Source organism: Pseudokordiimonas caeni (genome assembly GCF_026719705.1).
Classification (GTDB): Bacteria; Pseudomonadota; Alphaproteobacteria; order Sphingomonadales; family Kordiimonadaceae; genus Gimibacter; species Gimibacter caeni.
The window spans coordinates 972,019-991,969 of the sequence record NZ_JAPPRR010000001.1 but is presented as its reverse complement, the minus strand read 5'-3'; the positions used below and the strand labels follow the sequence as shown (position 1 = coordinate 991,969).

Sequence of the window (19,951 nt, the reverse complement as noted above, 5' to 3'; positions counted from 1 at the left end):
AAAACAACGCGTAATTTGGCCTTATTCCGCGCTTTCGCGATCACTTTCTGCGGCGGCCTCGGCAGGCGAAAGCTTGCGGAAGCCCTGGGCCACCACGAACCATTCCTTGCTGTCCTGACGGCTTGACGGCGGCTTGGCATGCTTGACCGTGCGAAAATGCTTCTTCATCCGCACCATCAGGTCGTTATCCGCCCCGCCCTGCAGCACCTTGGCGACGAAGGTGCCGCCCTCTTCCAGATTGTCGATGGCAAATTCGAGCGCGGCTTCCGCCAGCATCATGGTGCGCACCTGATCGGTACGACGGTGGCCGGTCGCGGAGTTTGCCATATCGGAAAGGACAATATTCGGCGCGCCGTCGAGATAAGACCGCACCTTTTCGTCCGCTCCTTCTTCCAGAAAGTCCATCTGCACGAAGGTAGCGCCGGGGATCGGCTCCACTTCCTGCAGATCGATCCCGAGAAGCGGCACCTGCCCCTTGAACTTCTGCATCACGACCTGCGTCCAGCCGCCCGGCGCACAGCCGAGGTCGACGATCCGCTTGGCACCGTCCAGCACCTTGAAGCGCTCATCGAGTTCCAGGAGCTTGAAAGCCGCGCGGGAACGATAGCCCAGCCGGTTGGCTTCGGCCACATAGGGGTCATTGAGCTGACGTTCCAGCCAGCGGGTGGAGCTGACCGTGCGGCCACGGGCGGTTTTTACCCGCACCTTGGGGCCACGCGCCCGGCTTTTCGTCTTCGATTGACTGTTCCAGCCCTTCGCCATCAGTCCTGTCCTTCACTCATCGCCGGCCCTGCCGTCCGCCCCGGTATCCGCGCCGCGCTTGCTGGGGCAGCGAGCGTTCGGGCGACATCAGGCCGCGCAGGATGCCTTCGCGGATGCCACGGTCGGCCACGCGCAGGCTTTGTACATTCCACATGCCGAGAATCGCATCGAGGATCGCGCAACCCGCCACCACAAGGTCAGCGCGTTCGTGCCCGATGCAAGGCTCGGCTGCCCGTTCCTCATGCGACATCATGGCGACACTGTAGGAAAGACGGGCAATCTCGGACGATTTCATCCAGGCACCATCCACGCGGTCCCGGCTGTATCGCGGCAATTTCAGGTGCAGGCTCGCAAGCGTCGTCACCGTGCCCGACGTGCCCAGGAACTGAACCCGCTTGCGCTTGACGACTTTCGACAGCTGGTGTGCGTCCTCGAAGGCCTGCAGGTGATCGCGCACGGTGGACACCATGCGGTGATATTTATCAATCCCGACGGTCGCGCCGGACGCACCGAAGGCTTCGGTCAGCGAGACGACCCCCCACGGGATCGACATCCAGCCCTGGATCTCGGTACGGCGTTCGGGCAGCACTTTCACCCAGATCAGTTCGGTAGAACCGCCGCCGATATCAAACACCAGCGCATGCCGGTTGCCGGGGGCAATCAGCGACTGGCAGCCCATAACGGCGAGCCGCGCTTCCTCGCCCGCGCTGATGATATCAAGGTTGATGCCAGTTTCCTGCCGCACCCGTGCCAGAAACTCGTCGCTGTTTTCGGCCATGCGGCACGCTTCGGTCGCCACATGGCGCATGCAGGTGACGCCGCGCCGGTCGATCTTGTCGGCACAGACCTTCAGGGCTTCGATGGTGCGGTTCATCGCGTCGTCAGACAGACGCCGGGTTTGCGCCACGCCCTCGCCAAGCCGCACGATGCGCGAGAAGGCATCAATCACACGGAAGCCCCCGGCGGTCGGACGGGCGATAAGAAGACGGCAATTGTTGGTGCCAAGGTCGATCGCGCTATACACGGGCCGCGCCTGTGGGCGGCTGGTGCGCGATCCCGGACCATCGGCCCGGGCTGGTGAACGCTCGGTGCTGCGCGGCGGGGGCATTTCCCCATCGGCGCCCGGCGACCCCGCGTTGATTTCGTCTAACGACATAGGGCGCTCTTCATATTTTCTAGCCGGATGGTTTCTGGCCTGCCTCCAAGGCAGGCGCGCGTTCCGGCGCACTTGATTTCCTCTTAACACCAGCGGGCAGGCCTTAGCAACACAAAGCCATCAGCGCGAACACGCAAGCACAATGTTCTTTTTTTGTTCTTGACGCAGGCGCCAAGGCAGAATAAGAACACAACAAGAACATTCAAGAGGACGACCAGATGACCAGCCTGCTGCATGCCCTGCTCTTCGGCCTGTTTGTGATGATCGGCGCTTTCGGGATGACTGCGTTTCAGGATGCCCTTGGCCCGGTGTCGCGCTTCTGGCGGCAACGCCGTGCCAGCCGCCCGATGGGCAGCACCGCCAGACTGCATCTCAACTGAAATTCGGGATTGCCCCTGCGCCCTGAGGCTCGCACATAAAAAATGGCGCGGCAGATTAGGCTTGCACCCTCTCGCCGCGCCAGAATCCGAGCGTTTTCCCCCCATCGGGACGCTGCCCGGCCTTTCTGGGAAATGTCAGCTGCCGTTTGACCAGCGCTAATATCGGATAGTGCTCAACCTCCCCAAGTCGCACTATCTGAAGCATCTCCCAGAAGGTGGGTGTATCCGACAAAAAATGGCCTCTTTTGTCAAGGCCTCACGACTGCCTTTTTATGATTTTTTTCAAATACTTGTACGTTATGTGAACTTGCTGCGCATGCGAATATTGATTGCCGCACTGCACTATCTGCGCAAGTTACCGTTTTCGTTACTGTAACGGATCACCCGCCAGTCGCATTGCAGCACAGAATTGATCGCCCGACATGCGCTTCAATGTGGCGCACAGTTCATCAGCTGCCTGCTGGCTGTTCAGCGGCCCAGCCTGCAGTTTGATGAAGGAACCGAGGCCATCCTGTTGTTCTGTCACAACATATGGCTTTAGTTCGCTGAGCGGGGCACCGAATGCAGCTGCAAGTTGTCTCCACCCGACTCGCGCCTGTTCGATAGTACGGTAGGAAGATAGATGCACGGTGTAGCGAGCCGGCATGGCGGCCTGGCGTGCGCGCTCGGCGTCTGCGTTCAGTCGCTGCAGTTCCTGCGCCTGGTTACGGTTCACACTGTTCAGCGTCGCCACCTGCTGCTTGAGGCTTTCGAGCTCTGCATTGAAGGCAGAGGCCGAATCACGCTGTGCCGTCATCGCCTCGCTGGCCGAGGCCGATTGCCGGGCTTCGAGCGCGTTGAGCCTGCCCTCGATGCTGCCAAGCCGCTCTTCCACCCGCATCAGCACGCCTTCAAGATCGCGGAACCTGTCACGCAGCACACGGTCCTCTACCGGACCGTTGAGGCCGGGTTGGGGGCCGGTGGCACCGGTATTCACCAGAATCTGGTCGCGCCGGTCGGATGTTTTCTGGACATCCTCGTCCTTTCCGCCAATGCCGAGCGCCCCGCAGCCCGAAAGGGTGAGGGCCACCAGAAGGCCGGAAAGAGAAGTCTTCGTATGTTGCCTGAGCATCGCTGAACCCAATCCCTCTAACGTCACTTTACCTCATAGCCCCGGAAACCGGAATGCCATACCCGGAGATCAATCAAGCAAGGGACGCGCCAAAACCGGAAAGGATGCCGATTTCTGCGCCTGCCCCCTTTACAATGACGCCACAGATGCCATCTTCATATGACAGCCCGATATAGAAAGACAAAGAATGGATATCCCCACACTCTGCCTAGGCATCCTCAGCCTTGGTGACGCGACAGGATACGAGATCAAGAAGATGGTTGCCGAAGGCAGCTTCAGCTTCTTCAGCGAAGCAAGTTTTGGTTCGATCTATCCGGCCCTCACCCGCCTCACCGAGGAAGGCCTGATTTCCTGCCGTGCCGAAGCCCAGTCCAAACGGCCGGACAAAAAGATTTATAGCCTGACACCGGCTGGCCGCGCCGAACTGGAAGCCGCCCTTGCCAACTCGCCAGGCCCGGACCGCAACCGGTCGGACTTCCTTGCCGCCCTTCTCTTTGCCGAGGCGGTGGCACCGCACCGGATCGAAGACCTGATCGACGAGCGCATCGCCCACCACGGCGAGCAGATCGAGGCGCTCGAAGCCATGCTGCAAGCCGAGGAAGGAGCCGCGTCTCGCTTCGTGCTTGAATATGGAATCGTGATGCAGAAAGCCGCCCACGATTTCCTGGTGAAAAAAAAGCGGGGACTGATTGCAGGAATGATGGCCCCGGTTTCGTAAATCTTGTCGTAAAATTGCCGCAATCCGCCGAAAACTGCGTGCAGCCATATATTTGAAGATACTGGAACAGCTTATGAAGCCGGTCACGACTGCCCTTGTAATCTCTGGTGCCCTTGCCCTCTATCTTGCCATTGGCATCCTTTCGGGCCCGCGGCACGAACAGGCAGTCGAGGCCGCAGCTGGCGACAAGGCCTTTCCTGTCGTCTACCAGTCCTTCACTGCCCGTGACTTCGGCCATGAAGCCTCGGTCCGCGGCCACACGGAAGCGCTGCGCAAGGTGGCCCTGAAAGCCGAAATCGACGGCCGAGTGATTGCCACACCGGTAGAAAAAGGCACACGGATCAAAAAGGGCGATGTGATCTGCAGGATCGACACCGCCGACCGGGCGGCAAGCCTTGCCGAGGCAAAGGCGCTTCTTGACCAGCGCCAGCTTGAATATAACGTCGCCGTGTCGCTTGCGGCCAAGGGGCACCGCTCGGAAACCCAGACAGCCGCAGCCAAGGCGCAGCTTGATGCTGCCCTCGCCGCCGTCGACCGCCGCCAGCTTGACCTTGCCTACACGGCCATCAAGGCACCTTTCGATGGCATCGTGGAGACCCGCGAGGCCGAGGTCGGCACCTATCTGCAAAAGGGCTCCATCTGCGCGACCCTGATGCTGGAAGAGCCTTTCCTGGCCGTTGCCGAAGCCTCCGAAGCCTTTGTCGGTGATCTTGATGTCGGCGAACCCGCCACCGTTTCCGTGAAGGGCCTGCCGGACATGACAGGCCGCATCCGCTATGTCGCCTCCGCTGCCAATCTGCAGACCCGTGGCTTCCGGGTTGAAGTGGAACTCGCCAACCCCGAGCACACACTGAAGGAGGGCCTGACAGCGACGATCCGCCTGCCGATCGGCCGTGCCAATGCCCACCTCCTGTCGCCGTCATGGTTCATCCTGGACAAGGAAGGCCGCCTTGGTGTCCGGCTGGTGGACGCGGAGGACCGCGCAGCCTTCATGCCTGTGCAGGTGCTGGACGATGCCGAGGGCGGCGTCTGGGTCGCCGGATTGCCGGACGAGATCCGGATCATCACTACCGGTCAGGACTTCGTGGCCGACGGCGAGAAGGTCCGCCTTGTTGAAGAAGGCGCCCCGTCATGAGCGGCATGATCGACTTTTTCGTCCGCTCGAAACGGCTGATCCTGACGCTCCTGTCTATCATCCTGATCGCCGGGATGCTTTCCTACGCCAATATCGTGAAGGAAGAGGATCCCCATATCCCCTTCCCTGTTTTCCTGATCAATATCTCGCACGACGGCATTTCGCCTGAAGACGCCGAACGGCTGCTGATCAAGCCGATGGAAGTGCAATTGCGCGGCCTGGAAGGCCTGAAGCGGCTGGATGCCGTGGGCCGTGAGGGCGGGGCCTACCTGATCGCCGAGTTTCACCCGGACCAGAGCCAGGACCGCGCCCGCCAACTGGTGCGCGACGCGATGGACATGGCCCGTTCGCGCCTGCCTGACGACACGCTGGAGCCGACCCTTTCGGAATTCAGCACCTCGGATGAACCGGTGCTGACCATCGTGCTCTCTGGCCCGGTGCCGGAGCGCACCATGGCCCAAATCGTCCGGTCGGTGCGCGAAGAACTGGAGGCCCAGTCGCTGATCCGCGAAGTCGAAACAGGCGGCGAGCGCGAACAGATGCTTGAGGTGCTGATCGATCCGGCCAAGCTGACCGTCTATAACGTTACCCCGGCCGAGCTTTACGGTGTGGTTGCCAACAACAACCGGCTGGTGGCGGCAGGGTCGCTTGACACCGCATCGGGGCGCTTCTCTGTGCGTGTGGATGGGCTGGTGGAAGAGCCGGACGACGTGCTCAGCCTGCCGATCAAGGCATCGACCGACGGGGTGGTGACCCTGCGCGACCTGACGACCGTGCGCCGCACCTTCAAGGACGCCAACCGCCTGTCGCACTATAACGGCCAGCCCGCCTACACGATCGATGTGATGAAACGCACCGAGGCAAACGTGGTGGAGGCCGCCGAGCAGGCAAAGGTGGTGGTTGAAAAAATGCGCGTCGGCTGGCCCGACGGCATCCAGATCGACTATCTGTTCGACCAGTCGGTAGAGGTTGCCGACTTCCTTGATACACTGCGCAACAACGTGGTTTCCGCCATCGTGCTGGTGGTAATCATCGTGGTTGCCGCCCTTGGCACCCGCGCCGCCATGCTCGTGGGCGTGGCTGTACCCGCCTCGTTCCTGTTCGGCATCATGTGCCTGCATTATACGGGCGAATCGATCAATAACGTCGTGATGTTCGGCCTGATCCTCGCTGTCGGGATGCTCGTCGACGGCGCCATCGTCGTCACCGAATATGCTGACCGTAAAATGGTTGAAGGCATGGACCGGCAGGAAGCCTACAGCCTCGCCGCCAAGCGCATGGGCCTGCCGATCATCAGTTCCACGCTCACGACTGTCGCCGCCTTCCTGCCGATCATCTTCTGGCCCGGCATCATGGGCGAGTTCATGAAATATATCCCGATCACGGTGATCTATACGCTCATGGGCTCGCTTCTGGTTGCTCTCGTGTTCCTGCCCACACTTGGCGCCACCATCGGCAAACCGAGTGAAGTGAGCGCGGCCTCGATGCAGGCACTGGCGCAGGACGCCACCTTCTCGGTCGACCGGCTGCGCGGCTTCACCCGCTGGTACGGCGAAATTCTGGAAGCCGTGGTCCGCAAGCCCTTCCGTGTGCTCGCCGGCACAGTCGTCATCATGGTGATGATCGTGATGGCATATGGTGCAGCCAACCTCGGCAGCCGCACCTTCTCGGAAGGTGATCCTCCACTCGTTCGGCTCCTGGTGCATGCCCGCGGCAATATGTCGATCGGCGAGATCGACCGGATTGTCCGCAGTGTCGGCGAGCGCGTTTATGATACGCCCGGCGTGAAAGCGGTGTGGAGCACGACGATGCTCACCAACAACGATATCACCGGGTCCGAGGATGTGGTCGGCCGCGTCAACCTCATGCTTGAGGACTGGAACAAGCGCCAAAGCTATGAAGACCTGAAAAACGAGCTTCGCGAGCGCACGACAGATATGCCGGGCATCAAGGTGGAGCTTTCCGAGGTCAGCTTCGGCCCCATTCAGGGCAAGGATATCCAGATCCGGCTTTCAAGCGAAGACCCTGCCCTGCTCGCCACTGCCGTCGCCACCGTGAAGGGCAAGCTCGGCGATATCGACGGTGTGGTCGAGGTCGAGGACACGCTCCACGTACCGGGCATCGACTGGTCGCTTGATGTGGACCGCGCCGAGGCAGGCCGTTATGGCACCGATGTCACGACCGTCGGCAGTTTCATCCAGTTGATGACCAACGGCATGCTTGCCGGGCGCTACCGGCCCGCTGATTCCATCGACGAGGAAGATATACGCATCCGCTTGCCGCAAGATGCCCGCGGCATCCAGGCGTTCGACGAGCTGACGATCATGACGCCCAAGGGCCCCGTCGCGCTCACCAACCTTGTAGACCGGGTGCCGACACCGAAAATCGGCAAGATCACTCGCACCAACGCGGAACGCTCCGTCACTGTCAGCGCCAACGTGCGCGATGATGTGCAGGTGAACCGCGTGGTGGAAGCCATGAAGGAATGGCAGGGCGCAGCCAAGCTCGACCCGCGCGTGAATGTGAAGTTCGAAGGCAGCGACGAGTTCCAGCAAGAAGCATCAAGCTTCCTGTTCGGCGCCATGCTCCTCGCCCTCGCGCTGATGGGCCTTATCCTTCTCGCCCAGTTCAACAGCTTCTACCAGACAGCTCTTATCCTCACTGCCGTTATCATGGGCGCCATCGGTGTGCTGTTCGGGCTTTTCGTCACAGGACGGGAATTTTCGGTGATTATGACCGGGATCGGCATCGTCGCACTCGCCGGTATCGTGGTGAACAACAATATCGTGCTGATCGATACCTATAACCGCTTCCGCGACCACGGCATCGATCCGCTTGAAGCCATCGTACACACAGGGGCACAGCGCCTTCGGCCGATCCTCCTCACCACCGGCACCACGATGATCGGCCTGTTACCCATGGCGCTTGAATTCAACGTCAATTTCTTCGATGCAAATATTGAATTCGGCTCGCCGACCTCGAAATTCTGGGTCGATCTGGCGATTGCTGTTGTGTGGGGACTTGGCGCCTCGACCATCCTGACGCTGGTGTTCACGCCCGCAGCCCTTGCCGCCCGCGAACAGTTGCGGATCAAATGGCGCGCCCGCCGCGACCGCAAGGCTGCAGGCGCAATCGCCGCCGAGGTGGCCGAAAACAAACTGGCCGCTGAATAGCGGCCAGTCTTTCAGTCTTTCGGTGTGCTGATCTCGGCGCCCTGCCGCTGTTTCTGCCCCAACCGGCGCCGGAAGGCCATGTAGCTGAACGGCAGCGTCGCGAGGTAGGTGAGGCCCAAGAGAATGATCACTTCCCACGTCCGGGCGAAAAGCCCGGCAATGATCGCCCCGATCAGCAGCATGAAGGGCGAGAACCATTGCTTCGGCATGCGGATCGATTTCATCGACCATGTCGGCAGGGTCGAAACCATCAGCATGGCAACGAACATCACATAAAGGCCGATGGTGCGGGGGTAACCGCGCACGAGATCGGTTTCGGCCACCAGATCCACCATGATCGGCATCAGCATCAGGGCTGCTCCCATCGGGGCGGGAACACCAGTCAGGAAGCCAAGGCGACGGCGCGGCTCGTCCTCGTCTTCCATACGCGCATTGAAGCGCGCGAGCCTGAGCGCCATGGCGATGGCATAGAGAAGCGCGAACGCCCAGCCCAGCCGGTCGATGCTTTCAAGCGTCCAGAGATAGAGGACGACCGCAGGCGCCACGCCGAAGGCCACATTGTCGGAAAGCGAATCAAGTTCCGCGCCGAAGCGGCTGGTGCTTTTCAGAAGCCGTGCCACGGTTCCATCCAGCCCATCGAACACACCGGCCACGATAACCGCCCAGACGGCCAGTTCCCATTTGCCGGCAAGGGCGAAGCGAATGGCGGTGAGCCCGGCCACGAAGGCCAGCAGCGTCACCACATTCGGCAGGATGGTGCGGATCGAGATCTCGCGGAAAAGAAGGGGACGATTATCCATGGGGCGTCCCGGTGCTTCAGGCCGAACGGCGCGCGATGACGGTCTCGCCGCCAATCATGGTCTGACCCACCTTCACCATCGGCTTCAGCTTATCGCTCAGATAGATGTCGGTGCGGCTGCCGAAACGGATCAGGCCCATCCGGTCGCCACGTTCCACTTTCTGCCCGTCTTCAAGGTCGCAAAGGATACGGCGCGCCACGAGGCCTGCAACCTGTGCGAAGGCAATGTCGTCACCGTCCTCGGTGGTCATCCGCACAAGCTGGCGTTCGTTTTCCTCGCTCGCATCCTCGTCCGCCGCATTCAGGTATTTGCCGGGCACATAGGCAAGGCCAGTGATGGTGCCGGCAGCGGGCACGCGGTTCACATGCACGTTGAAAACGGAAAGGAAGATCGAGATGCGGGTCACCTTCTCGTCGCCCATGCCAAGTTCGGCCGGCGGGGTCGCTTCCATGATCAGGCAGACGGTACCGTCGGCAGGGCTCACGAGGATGCCCTTCTCTTCCGGCACCACGCGGTGCGGATCACGGAAGAAATAAAGGCACCAGGCGGTCAGCACGAGGCCGATCCAGCCAAGCGGCGCCCAAAGCGCCATCAGGACGATCGACGCCGCGAAGAACAAAGCCACGAAGAGATGACCTTCGCGGTGAATCGGCGTCATCACGACATCCATTGCTTTCATCAAAACAAACCTTTTCCCGTATGGGGACCTGCAAAATTCAGGACACACTGACGATTTGGGCCCGCGCCGTCAAGCAAAGCCGGATCAGGCTGGCCCCGAAGGCCGCTTCATGACAAGATGCCGGGGCAATTGTCAACGAACACATTCCTACAATTTAACGCTTGTTTAAAAGAGCTTCTTCAAGCTATTGCGGGTAAACCGTCCTTTCGTTTCCCAACCGGGTGAAAGTTTCGACCGATGAAGCTGCATGACAGTCTCGAACGTGCCAGGGGCCACCTTGAAAGCCTTGATGAAGCCCGTTTCGACGAGATCGATTTCGAATGGGAAGGCATCCATTTCCATGCACGCTCGCTGAAAAAAGGCGACGATGGCGGTGAAATCCGCCTGCATGCGAAGCTCGGGCAGGTTTATTTCACCATCGAGGACGAATTGCAGCGTGGCCTGGCGCTGGAGCGCCTTTTCCTCAACAATCGCGGCGTGGACGGAGCCTACCGGATGAACCGTGATGGTGTGGTTGAGTTTTCAAGCATCACGACGACAGACGATCATCTGGCCGGCGCAAAGCTGATGAGCGCGCTGACGCTCATCCTGCTCGAATCGGAAAATCACCTGCGCTCGCTCAGGGCCCACCTGAAACCACTGGACTGAGGCCGCGCCTCAGCCTCTTTCGCCTTCCGGCAGACGGAACAACTGCCCCGGATAGATCAGGTCCGGGTCGCGGATCACTTCGCTGTTTTCCTTGAAGATCATCGTATAGCGCACGCCGGAGCCATAAAGCTGCCGGGCGATATGCCACAACGTGTTGCCGGGCTGCACGATCACACCACCCGCCGCCTGACGCGGATCAAGGGGCAAGCCTGATTCCACCGGCTGCTCGATCCGGAGCTGCACGGTGCCGTCCTTGCCGATTGTCTGATCCACCCGGATCGTGTGTCGCCCGCCGCCGATCGCGTTGGCAGCCGTCACCGACCAGGTGCCGTCGTCCTTCACACGGGTAACCCCGATGAAATTGTCATCGACATAGACCCGCACATCCACGCGCGGCAGCGCGCGACCGCTGATGACCGGTGAGCCACCGTCACCATAATCCAGCGAATCCACCGAAAGGCTGTCGCCAACCTCGGCAACCGACGCCGTGCCGGGCTTCTGCAACAGGCGACTGCCGCCCTCCCCCGATTTCGGGCTGAGGACGGCAACAACACCGCTTTCATCACGTTCGGCGAAGCTGCGGTCGTCTGGTTCGGGGACCGACACCACGACTACGTCGTCAGCCTCGGAAACCGTGCCGGTCGCCGGGTCATGACTTTTCAGATTGAGCGCCACGGAGCCTGCTTCCAGCGGCTTTTCAAGCACAATCACCCATTCGCCCTGGGCATCGGCGTCCACTTCGGCAATCTTTTCATCGTTGGCATACAATGTGACGTGAGCGTTCGGCGCCACACGGCCAGCAATAACGCCCGTGCCGCCCCGCGCGATCCGTACCAGATCGAACGCCGGTTTCTGCGGCGCTTCAGCAACCGGCTGCTCTTTCGCGCCGGGCACAACGGGGCCGGTGGGCGCAGGGGTGCTGTCGCCTGCGGTGAATTGCCAGATCACGGCCGAAACGGCGAGGACGATCACAATGATCGCCGCCAGCTTGACCTTCGGCGGCAATCCGTCGTTTTCTGAATCAAAAGCCATGATGGGTCGAACGCCTGTAAGTTTTGTTGTTCATTAACAATCGGCCGCTAATGTTGAAAGATGTTTCTGAGAGCGGCACGATCCCGACCCCGAGGCCGGACAGAAGCATCGACGGCCATAATGCCTTTGTCGCCCTATATTGTGGAGAGAATATGACCCTTCAACCCCTCAAATCCGTGTGTGTCTATTGCGGGTCGCGCACCGGGACCAATCCTGTCTATACGCGTGAGGCCACGGAACTTGGCAAAGGCCTTGCCGAACGCGGGCTCGATCTCGTCTATGGCGCCGGCTCGATCGGCCTCATGGGCCTTGTCGCCCGCGCTTCTGTGGATGCCGGCGGTCGTGTGATCGGCATCATCCCGGATCATCTTGATGCTGTGGAAATCACCCAAGGAGGCCTTGCCGAAATCCATGTCACCAGTTCGATGCATGAACGCAAGAAGATGATGTTCGACCGCTCGGACGCGTTTCTGGTGCTGCCCGGCGGCCTTGGCACACTTGATGAGCTTTTTGAAATCGTCACCTGGGCACAGCTTGGCCTGCACCGGAAGCCCATCATCCTTGTCAATTCCGGCGGCTATTGGGACGCGCTCGTCACGCTGGTGAAAAGCATCGTCACCGAAGGCTTTGCAAAGCCCGCCCACGCTGACCTCATCACGGTCACGGCATCGGCATCCGAAGCGCTTGCCCACCTCGATAGCGTGGCTATGGTAGAGGGCGAGGGCCTGACCGAACTGATCTGACAAGTCCCGGCCCACAAAGGGCTTCAAACGCCGAAAGCTTGATGCTAGGGTGCCGCCCAATATTGGCGCAGCCTCCCTGCGCCCGAACGCGCTGCCCGGGTTCTGACACCGTTTACCGGGCCAACAATTGAGGACAAGATGAGCAAGATTAAAGTCAAAAATCCTATCGTCGAGGTTGATGGCGACGAGATGACCCGGATCATCTGGCAGTGGATCCGCGAACGCCTTGTGCAGCCCTATCTCGATGTGGAACTCCTCTATTACGATCTTTCGATCGAAAAGCGCGACGAAACCAACGACCAGATCACCATCGATGCCGCCAATGCCATCAAGGAACATGGCGTGGGCGTGAAGTGCGCGACCATCACCCCTGATGAGCAGCGCGTCGAGGAATTCGGCCTCAAGAAAATGTGGAAAAGCCCCAACGGCACCATCCGCAACATTCTGGGCGGCACCGTTTTCCGCGAGCCGATCATCATCAAGAACGTACCGCGCCTCGTGCCTGGCTGGACCAAGCCGATCGTGATCGGCCGCCACGCCTTTGGCGACCAGTATCGCGCGACGGACTTCAAAGTACCTGGCAAAGGCAAGCTTACCATGCGTTTCGAGCCGGAAGACGGCGGCGAAGCCATCGAGCACGAAGTGTTCGATTTCCCGAGCGCCGGCGTGGCCATGGGCATGTACAACCTTGACGATTCGATCATGGATTTCGCCCGCGCCAGCATGAACTATGGCCTTGATCGCAAATGGCCGGTTTACCTTTCCACCAAGAACACGATCCTCAAGGCCTATGACGGCCGCTTCAAGGACCTGTTCATGGAGGTTTACGAGACCGAATTCAAAGACAAGTTCAAGGATGCCGGCATCACCTACGAACATCGCCTGATCGACGACATGGTCGCAAGCGCCCTCAAGTGGGCCGGCGGCTTTGTATGGGCGTGTAAAAACTATGACGGCGACGTGCAGTCCGATACCGTGGCACAGGGCTTCGGCTCGCTTGGCCTGATGACCTCCGTCCTGATGACGCCGGATGGAAAAACCATTGAAGCCGAGGCCGCCCATGGCACGGTGACCCGTCACTATCGTCACCATCAGGCTGGCAAGGAAACCTCGACGAACCCGATCGCCTCGATCTTTGCCTGGACCCGCGGTCTCAAGTATCGCGGCATGCTCGACGGCACGCCGGAAGTATCGGCCTTCGCGGAAACGCTCGAGCAAGTCTGCGTTGAAACCGTTGAACGCGGCAGCATGACCAAAGACCTTGCCCTGCTGATCGGCCCGAACCAGAGCTGGATGACCACCGGCCAGTTCTTCGACAAGATCGACCAGAACCTGAAAGCCAAGCTCGGCTAAGCAGCCGCGCAGCGAAGAATTCGAGGAAGGCCGTGCCGGATGGTGCGGCCTTTTTTCTTTGGGGTTATAGTCAGGCAACCTTGCCAACACGGAGCCCCGTCATGCGCCTACGCCTGTTGCCCGCTTGTGCCGCCCTCGCCTTCCTTTTCGTAAGCCCTGCCCTCGCCGGCGATTTCGACTGGCTGACCGGCCATTGGCGTAGCGAAGACGGCGGCAAGGTGAGCGAGGAAATGTGGACGAACGGCGAGGGCGGCGTCTATTTCGCCGTCAACCGCAGCCTCCGGGACGGCAAGACAGGCGCCTTCGAATTCATCAGGCTGACAACAGGCGTCGATGCCGCCTATATCGCCCAGCCGGGCGGGGGCGCACCGGTCGCCTTTCCACTGGCCGAGCATTCCGCCAACCGGGCTGTGTTCCTGAAGCCGGATCATGACTATCCGCAGAAAATCGCTTACGAACGGGATGGCAACAGGCTCACCGCCACCATTTCGAAAGCCGATGGCTCGGATGCTGCAAGCTGGTCCTGGACGCTTGTCGAGGAATGACACCCTGTGGCTAGTTGGGGTGATGAACCATGCGGGGGATCGGCCCCACCACACGCGGCACAGGCGTGCCTTCCAGCAGCATCACGGCAAGCGCCACACCGATGCGCGCCTGCAGCATGGGTTCATCGGTGCCCACTGCCATCACCTTGCCCCGCGCGAACAGGTCCATGACCGTCGGCGTGGCATAATAGGATAAAACCGGCATGTCATGGGGCAACATGCCCGACGTGCGCAACGAAACCGCAGCTGCCGCCGTTGGCGCCGTGCCGACCACCAGGTCGAAAGGGCCGTGCTTGTCCCATGCATCGCGAATGAGCTGGGCCTGCACACGCTCGAACGGTGGTCCGTAAAGCGTGACGACCTCAATGTCCGGTACGCCCGCCAGCGTTTCCGTGAAGCCTTTGTGGCCACACTGCACCCATCGGGCCATTTCCGGGCCCGGCACCCACAATACCCGCGCCTTGCCCTTTTTCTGCAAGAACCCCTTCGCTGCCATGTCGCGCGTCATCGTTGCCGCAAGGCTGCCGAGATGCCAGAAATCGACCATCGCATGCGCCGATACCATGGCGTCGTCATAACCGTTGATCAGATCAACAACCGGAATGCCGGCCGCGCGGGCGGCGGCGAGCGGCTCGCGCAGGCCCCTGTCCTCGATGGCGGCGATGAGGATTGCGTCATACCTGCTGCCAATGCAGCGCGACATCAGGAGGCGTCGCTGCTGTTCCAGCCCCGATGCATCATAGCCGCTCGCCTCGAAGACGGATATTTCCACACCAAGGCTGGCCGCTTCCTGGCGCAGGCCATCCACGACCCAGTCCCAGTAGCTGTCGCTGACATTCGGAAGAACGGCGCAAATGCGCCAAGGCTTGCTTGCCTTTTCGGGGCCTTCGAAGCGAACGGTCCGCTCCGCCTGTTCGGGCTTGTCGCTCTGGAAGGTCTGCACCTTCAGCCCGCCTCCTGCAAGACGAGCCTCTGCCCCCACGGCTGGCATCATAAATCCCAACGCCAGCAAAAGCGTCACAAAGCCAATGCGCTTCACATCTTGCCCCCGCAATACTCATATACATATGAGAAGACTGCGCAATTCACTCGCCTTAGTCAACGAGCGATTGCACTTGAAACAATCTTTTCAAATAAAAAGGGGCAGCATGAACGCCGCCCCTTCATCTTGATTTGATTTATACTGACGATTTCAGCCCGCGAGGGTTGCCTCGATTGCCGCGATTGCCTCGGCCACCTTGTCGCCATTCGGGCCGCCGGCCTGCGCCATATCGGGGCGACCGCCGCCGCCCTGCCCGCCAACCGCTGCCGTGGCAGCGCGCACCAGATCGACCGCGTTGATCTTGCCCGTCAGGTCCGCCGTCACACCGACCGCAATGGCCGCCTTGCCGTCCGCATTCACCGCATAGGCAACAACGCCTGAACCGACCTGCCCCTTGGCTTCGTCCACAAGGCCGCGCAGGTCCTTGGCGCTGACGCCCTCAAGCACGCTGCCAAGGAATTTGACGCCATTCACATCCTTCGCCGCCGGGCCGCTCGCCGCGCCACCGCCGAGGGCGGCTTTCTTGCGGGCGTCGGCCAGATCACGTTCCAGCGTGCGCTTCTCAGCCACCAAGGCAGCAACGCGTTCCGGCAGTTCTTCCGCCTTCGCCTTCAGTGTACCGGCTGCTTCTTTCAACAGCGCCTGCTGCGCCAGCAGGTGATTGAGGGCGGCTTCACCCGTCAGCGCCTCGATCCGGCGCACACCGGCCGATACACCGCCTTCGGAGACGATCACGAACAGCCCGATGTCGCCCAGCCGCCGCACGTGCGTGCCGCCGCAAAGCTCCACCGAGAAATGCGGGCGGCTGCTTTTCAGCTCGTCGCCCATCGAAACAACGCGAACCTCGTCGCCATATTTCTCACCGAACAGCGCCATGGCGCCGGCCGCGATGGCGTCATCATAGGAAAGAAGGCGGGTTTCAACATCGGCATTGCCGCGAATGAGGGCATTCACTTCCTGCTCGACGGTGCGAAGCTCGCTTTCCTCGATCGGTTTCGGATGCGAAATATCGAAGCGCAGACGGTCGGGTGCCACGAGCGAGCCCTTCTGCGTCACATGTTCGCCGAGCTTGCGGCGCAGGGCTTCATGCAGAAGGTGCGTGGCCGAATGGTTGGCACGCAGACGCGCGCGGCGGTCGCCGTCAACAACCAGATCGAGGCTGTCGCCCACCTTCACGCTACCAGCCTTCACCGTGGCCCGGTGGGCATGCAGCGCACCGACCATCTTGGCGGTATCCGTGACATCCAGCGCCGTGCTGCCCGCCTTCATGACGCCAGCGTCGCCCATCTGGCCACCGGATTCACCATAGAAAGGCGTCTGGTTCATCACCACAAGCACTTCGTCACCCGCGTTGGCGGAAGCAACTTCCTTGCCGTCCCTGACGAGGGCAACCACGGCACCTTCGGCATGTTCAGTGGTATAGCCGATGAATTCTGTGGCGCCGGCGCGATCAAGAATATCAAACCAGACCTTTTCGGTCGCTGTATCGCCGGAGCCAGCCCAGGCGGCGCGCGCCTGCGCCCGCTGGCGGTCCATCGCTTCATTGAAGCCCGCCACGTCAACCGTCCGGTCCTGCTCGCGCAGGGCATCCTGTGTGAGATCCAGCGGGAAGCCGTAGGTATCGTAAAGCTTGAAGGCCACGTCGCCCGGCAATGCCGCCCCGGACGCGAGTTTCGAGACTTCGTCGTCAAGAAGGCGAATGCCTTTTTCAAGCATGGCGCGGAAGCGGGATTCTTCAAGCTTCAGGGTTTCCTGAATGAGCTTTTCGGCGCGCACAAGCTCGGGGAAGGCCGCACCCATTTCAGCCACAAGCGTGGGCGCGATCTTGTGCATCACAAGGTCCTTGGCGCCCAGCATATGGGCGTGACGCATGGCGCGGCGCATGATCCGGCGCAGCACATAGCCGCGACCTTCGTTCGACGGCAGCACGCCGTCCGCGATCAGGAAAGACATCGAGCGCATGTGATCGGCGATCACGCGGTGCGAGGCGCGGGTTTCCTTCGCCTCTTTCGCGCCCGTCGCATCAACCGATGCGGCGATCAGGCGGCGGAACAGATCGATATCATAATTGTCATGCACGCCCTGCATCACGGCGGAGATACGCTCCAGCCCCATGCCGGTATCGATCGACGGTTTCGGCAGGTTGATGCGCTCGCCCGAGGCCAGCTGCTCATATTGCATGAAGACGAGGTTCCAGATTTCAACGAAACGGTCGCCGTCTTCCTCCGGCGTGCCGGGACGCCCGCCCCAGATATGGTCGCCGTGGTCGTAGAAGATTTCCGAGCAGGGCCCACACGGGCCGGTGTCGCCCATTGACCAGAAGTTATCGCTGGTCGCGATACGGATGATGCGGTCGTCCGGCAGGCCGGCGATCTTGCGCCAGAGGCCTGCGGCTTCCTCGTCCTCGTGGAAAACGGTAACGCAGAGGCGATCCTTGTCGATCCCGAAATCCTTGGTAATCAGGTTCCAGGCAAGCTCGATGGCGCCTTCCTTGAAATAGTCACCGAACGAGAAGTTGCCGAGCATTTCGAAGAATGTGTGGTGGCGGGCCGTGTAGCCGACGTTATCGAGGTCGTTATGCTTGCCGCCAGCGCGAACGCATTTCTGGCTGGAGGCCGCGCGCTTGTAATCGCGGACTTCGGCGCCCGTGAAGACATTCTTGAAAGGCACCATCCCGGCGTTCGTGAACATCAGCGTCGGGTCGTTGATCGGCACCAGCGGCGCGGAGGCGACGACCGTATGGTCGGCCTTGCCGAAAAAGTCGAGAAACCCTTTGCGAATGTCGTTAACACCGGTCATGAAGCCGTTCCTGTCACTAGCGTTCGTGGCACATACCCGTGATGGGTACACCAAGAGCGCCTATTTAGCGGGCATGGGCGCCCGTGTCCAGCGCGCCCCGAAGGCGAACAGCGCAAAAAGCAGCGGGGCCGCCCGCTGCCGGACGACCCCTCCCCTGATCCTGCTGCCGTGCCCTTCGGGCCAGGCTTTTATTCGTCGCTATACTCCGCGCCGTCCTCATCGTCCGGCGAGGTCAGCATCGCTTCATTCATGGTGCCGGAATTCTGGCGGATCACCCGTTCGATATCGGCGGCCACATCCGGATTGTCGGCGAGGAATTTCTTGGCATTTTCGCGGCCCTGCCCGATGCGCTGGCTGGAATAGCTGTACCAGGACCCCGATTTCTCCACGACACCGGCCTTGACGCCCAGGTCGAGGATTTCGCCATTCTTGGAAACGCCTTCGCCATACATGATATCGAACTCGACCTGCTTGAACGGCGGGGCAACCTTGTTTTTCACCACTTTCACGCGGGTCGTGTTGCCGACGATATCTTCCTTGTCCTTGATCTGGCCAACACGGCGGATATCAAGACGAACGGACGCATAGAATTTGAGCGCGTTGCCGCCCGTGGTGGTTTCCGGGCTGCCGTACATCACACCGATTTTCATACGGATCTGGTTGATGAAGATGACAATCGCGTTCGAGCGCGAGATCGAGGCCGTCAGCTTACGAAGCGCCTGGCTCATCAGGCGAGCTTGCAGGCCCACGTGGCTGTCGCCCATCTCGCCTTCAAGTTCGGCGCGCGGTGTAAGAGCCGCTACCGAGTCAACAACGAGGATATCAACGGCGCCCGAGCGAACGAGCGTGTCGGCAATTTCAAGCGCCTGTTCACCCGTGTCCGGCTGGCTGACGAGAAGCTCGTTCAGGTCCACACCCAGCTTGCGGGCATAAACGGGGTCCAGCGCGTGTTCCGCATCCACGAAAGCAGCAGTACCGCCCTTTTTCTGGCATTCAGCCACGGCATGCAGCGCGAGCGTCGTTTTACCCGAACTTTCCGGCCCGTAAATCTCAACGATACGGCCTTTAGGCAGGCCGCCGATCCCAAGCGCGATATCAAGACCCAAGGAACCGGTAGAGATCGATTCGATCTCGATAGCCGTTCCCTTCTGGCCGAGCTTCATCACGGAGCCCTTGCCGAACGCACGGTCGATCTGGCTGAGGGCGGCTTCTAGCGCTTTGGACTTGTCCACTGAGTTTCCTTTAACGAGTTGCAGTTCCGGCATTGCCATGAGAGCCCCCTTATTCCACAGGCTGAATATGCTTGCAATGCGGCATTCGTACCATGTTTGTTCTCGTTACGCAATATGGTTTGTTCTATTTTTGTACCAACATATTTACCCTATCCAATTGACACTTTGGTCAATCACAGGAAGAATTTAGCCATCGTTTCGACCTACCGGGGGTGACGATGATATCGTCGGACACCGAAGAACCCAGCAACAAGCCTTCATGGCGTTTCACTATCGGTGCCGCGCTGCTGCACACTATTTTGCTTGCACCAATCGCATGGCTTCTCTGGCAGAACTTCTTCGGGGAGGTATCCTCCATCCAAGAAACTGTTCGATTGATCGTTCTGATTTTTATCGGGCTGGTGACAGGCGTCAGAATATTGCACGCATTCCCATTGTCCGCAGGCCTTAATTGGATATGGTTTATTTTGGCAGCCGCGATTGTCGCGTCAATATTCTCTGCTAGCACACTTGCCCTTCCCTATCTTTTCGCTTCATGGCAGCTGACAAGCCCGTGGCCAAGCATAGCCTTCAGCTTCACCGTCGCACTCATCGCAGCCAATCTGATTTGGCTGATGGGGAAGATCGCCTAGCGCAACAGAAG

The 19,951-nt window shown here is 60.4% G+C and carries 18 protein-coding genes; 9 read left to right on the top strand and 9 right to left on the bottom strand.

Annotation, left to right across the window (positions count from 1 at the left end; translation table 11 throughout):
* Positions 1-21: 21 nt before the first annotated feature.
* Together OU694_RS04490 and OU694_RS04485 are read right to left on the bottom strand one after the other, a co-directional pair.
* On the bottom strand, positions 22-762 hold the full coding sequence (locus tag OU694_RS04490) for an RlmE family RNA methyltransferase (RefSeq protein WP_308909777.1): 741 nt from the start codon (positions 760-762) through the stop codon (positions 22-24).
* A gap of 16 nt (positions 763-778) precedes the next feature.
* Complete coding sequence (locus tag OU694_RS04485) at positions 779-1,918, bottom strand: Ppx/GppA phosphatase family protein (RefSeq protein ID WP_308909776.1); 1,140 nt, start codon at positions 1,916-1,918, stop codon at positions 779-781.
* Positions 1,919-2,136: 218 nt separating this feature from the next.
* Between OU694_RS04485 and OU694_RS04480 the strand changes: the two genes are divergently transcribed.
* On the top strand, positions 2,137-2,298 hold the full coding sequence (locus OU694_RS04480) for a hypothetical protein (RefSeq protein ID WP_308909775.1): 162 nt from the start codon (positions 2,137-2,139) through the stop codon (positions 2,296-2,298).
* Between the two features lie 367 nt (positions 2,299-2,665).
* On the opposite strand, the gene OU694_RS04475 is transcribed toward OU694_RS04480, so the two are convergent.
* Positions 2,666-3,409, bottom strand: coding sequence for an SPOR domain-containing protein (locus tag OU694_RS04475; protein WP_308909774.1), 744 nt, complete (start codon positions 3,407-3,409; stop codon positions 2,666-2,668).
* A gap of 187 nt (positions 3,410-3,596) precedes the next feature.
* Between OU694_RS04475 and OU694_RS04470 the strand changes: the two genes are divergently transcribed.
* The 3 genes from OU694_RS04470 (at position 3,597) to OU694_RS04460 (ending at position 8,435) form a co-directional block, all read left to right on the top strand.
* Positions 3,597-4,127 (top strand): helix-turn-helix transcriptional regulator, encoded by a 531-nt coding sequence (locus tag OU694_RS04470; protein ID WP_308909773.1) that lies wholly within the window; start codon positions 3,597-3,599, stop codon positions 4,125-4,127.
* A 73-nt stretch (positions 4,128-4,200) separates the two neighbouring features.
* Positions 4,201-5,262 carry an efflux RND transporter periplasmic adaptor subunit gene (locus OU694_RS04465; protein WP_308909772.1) on the top strand — a complete coding sequence of 354 codons (1,062 nt, stop codon included), beginning with the start codon at positions 4,201-4,203 and terminating at the stop codon, positions 5,260-5,262.
* Positions 5,259-8,435: an efflux RND transporter permease subunit gene (locus tag OU694_RS04460; protein WP_308909771.1), complete on the top strand. Its 3,177-nt coding sequence runs from the start codon at positions 5,259-5,261 to the stop codon at positions 8,433-8,435. The genes OU694_RS04465 and OU694_RS04460 overlap by 4 nt, the downstream gene beginning before the upstream one ends.
* Before the next feature lie 11 nt (positions 8,436-8,446).
* Here OU694_RS04460 and OU694_RS04455 read toward each other — a convergent pair whose 3' ends face one another.
* Positions 8,447-9,235 (bottom strand): CDP-alcohol phosphatidyltransferase family protein, encoded by a 789-nt coding sequence (locus OU694_RS04455; protein WP_308909770.1) that lies wholly within the window; start codon positions 9,233-9,235, stop codon positions 8,447-8,449.
* 16 nt (positions 9,236-9,251) lie between these two features.
* Positions 9,252-9,914: a phosphatidylserine decarboxylase gene (locus tag OU694_RS04450; RefSeq protein WP_373460201.1), complete on the bottom strand. Its 663-nt coding sequence runs from the start codon at positions 9,912-9,914 to the stop codon at positions 9,252-9,254.
* 237 nt (positions 9,915-10,151) lie between these two features.
* Between OU694_RS04450 and OU694_RS04445 the strand changes: the two genes are divergently transcribed.
* Positions 10,152-10,562 (top strand): hypothetical protein, encoded by a 411-nt coding sequence (locus OU694_RS04445; protein WP_308909769.1) that lies wholly within the window; start codon positions 10,152-10,154, stop codon positions 10,560-10,562.
* A 9-nt stretch (positions 10,563-10,571) separates the two neighbouring features.
* Here OU694_RS04445 and OU694_RS04440 read toward each other — a convergent pair whose 3' ends face one another.
* On the bottom strand, positions 10,572-11,594 hold the full coding sequence (locus OU694_RS04440; protein ID WP_308909768.1) for a LysM peptidoglycan-binding domain-containing protein: 1,023 nt from the start codon (positions 11,592-11,594) through the stop codon (positions 10,572-10,574).
* A gap of 152 nt (positions 11,595-11,746) precedes the next feature.
* Here OU694_RS04440 and OU694_RS04435 point away from each other — a divergent pair, with 152 nt between their 5' ends.
* From OU694_RS04435 to OU694_RS04425, 3 genes are all read left to right on the top strand, one after another.
* Complete coding sequence (locus OU694_RS04435; protein WP_308909767.1) at positions 11,747-12,337, top strand: LOG family protein; 591 nt, start codon at positions 11,747-11,749, stop codon at positions 12,335-12,337.
* 138 nt (positions 12,338-12,475) lie between these two features.
* Positions 12,476-13,690 carry an NADP-dependent isocitrate dehydrogenase gene (locus tag OU694_RS04430; protein WP_308909766.1) on the top strand — a complete coding sequence of 405 codons (1,215 nt, stop codon included), beginning with the start codon at positions 12,476-12,478 and terminating at the stop codon, positions 13,688-13,690.
* A 101-nt stretch (positions 13,691-13,791) separates the two neighbouring features.
* Entirely contained in the window at positions 13,792-14,235 is a 444-nt protein-coding gene (locus tag OU694_RS04425; protein WP_308909765.1) for a DUF6265 family protein, read from the top strand.
* A gap of 10 nt (positions 14,236-14,245) precedes the next feature.
* Here OU694_RS04425 and torT read toward each other — a convergent pair whose 3' ends face one another.
* The 3 genes from torT to recA all read right to left on the bottom strand — a co-directional run bounded on the left by torT (position 14,246) and on the right by recA (position 19,347).
* Positions 14,246-15,178, bottom strand: coding sequence for a TMAO reductase system periplasmic protein TorT (torT, locus tag OU694_RS04420; RefSeq protein ID WP_308909764.1), 933 nt, complete (start codon positions 15,176-15,178; stop codon positions 14,246-14,248).
* A gap of 249 nt (positions 15,179-15,427) precedes the next feature.
* Positions 15,428-18,076 carry an alanine--tRNA ligase gene (alaS, locus tag OU694_RS04415; RefSeq protein WP_308909763.1) on the bottom strand — a complete coding sequence of 883 codons (2,649 nt, stop codon included), beginning with the start codon at positions 18,074-18,076 and terminating at the stop codon, positions 15,428-15,430.
* Positions 18,077-18,264: 188 nt separating this feature from the next.
* Positions 18,265-19,347, bottom strand: coding sequence for a recombinase RecA (gene recA / locus OU694_RS04410; RefSeq protein ID WP_373460200.1), 1,083 nt, complete (start codon positions 19,345-19,347; stop codon positions 18,265-18,267).
* Positions 19,348-19,526: 179 nt separating this feature from the next.
* Here recA and OU694_RS04405 point away from each other — a divergent pair, with 179 nt between their 5' ends.
* On the top strand, positions 19,527-19,940 hold the full coding sequence (locus OU694_RS04405) for a hypothetical protein (protein ID WP_308909761.1): 414 nt from the start codon (positions 19,527-19,529) through the stop codon (positions 19,938-19,940).
* Positions 19,941-19,951: the final 11 nt, after the last annotated feature.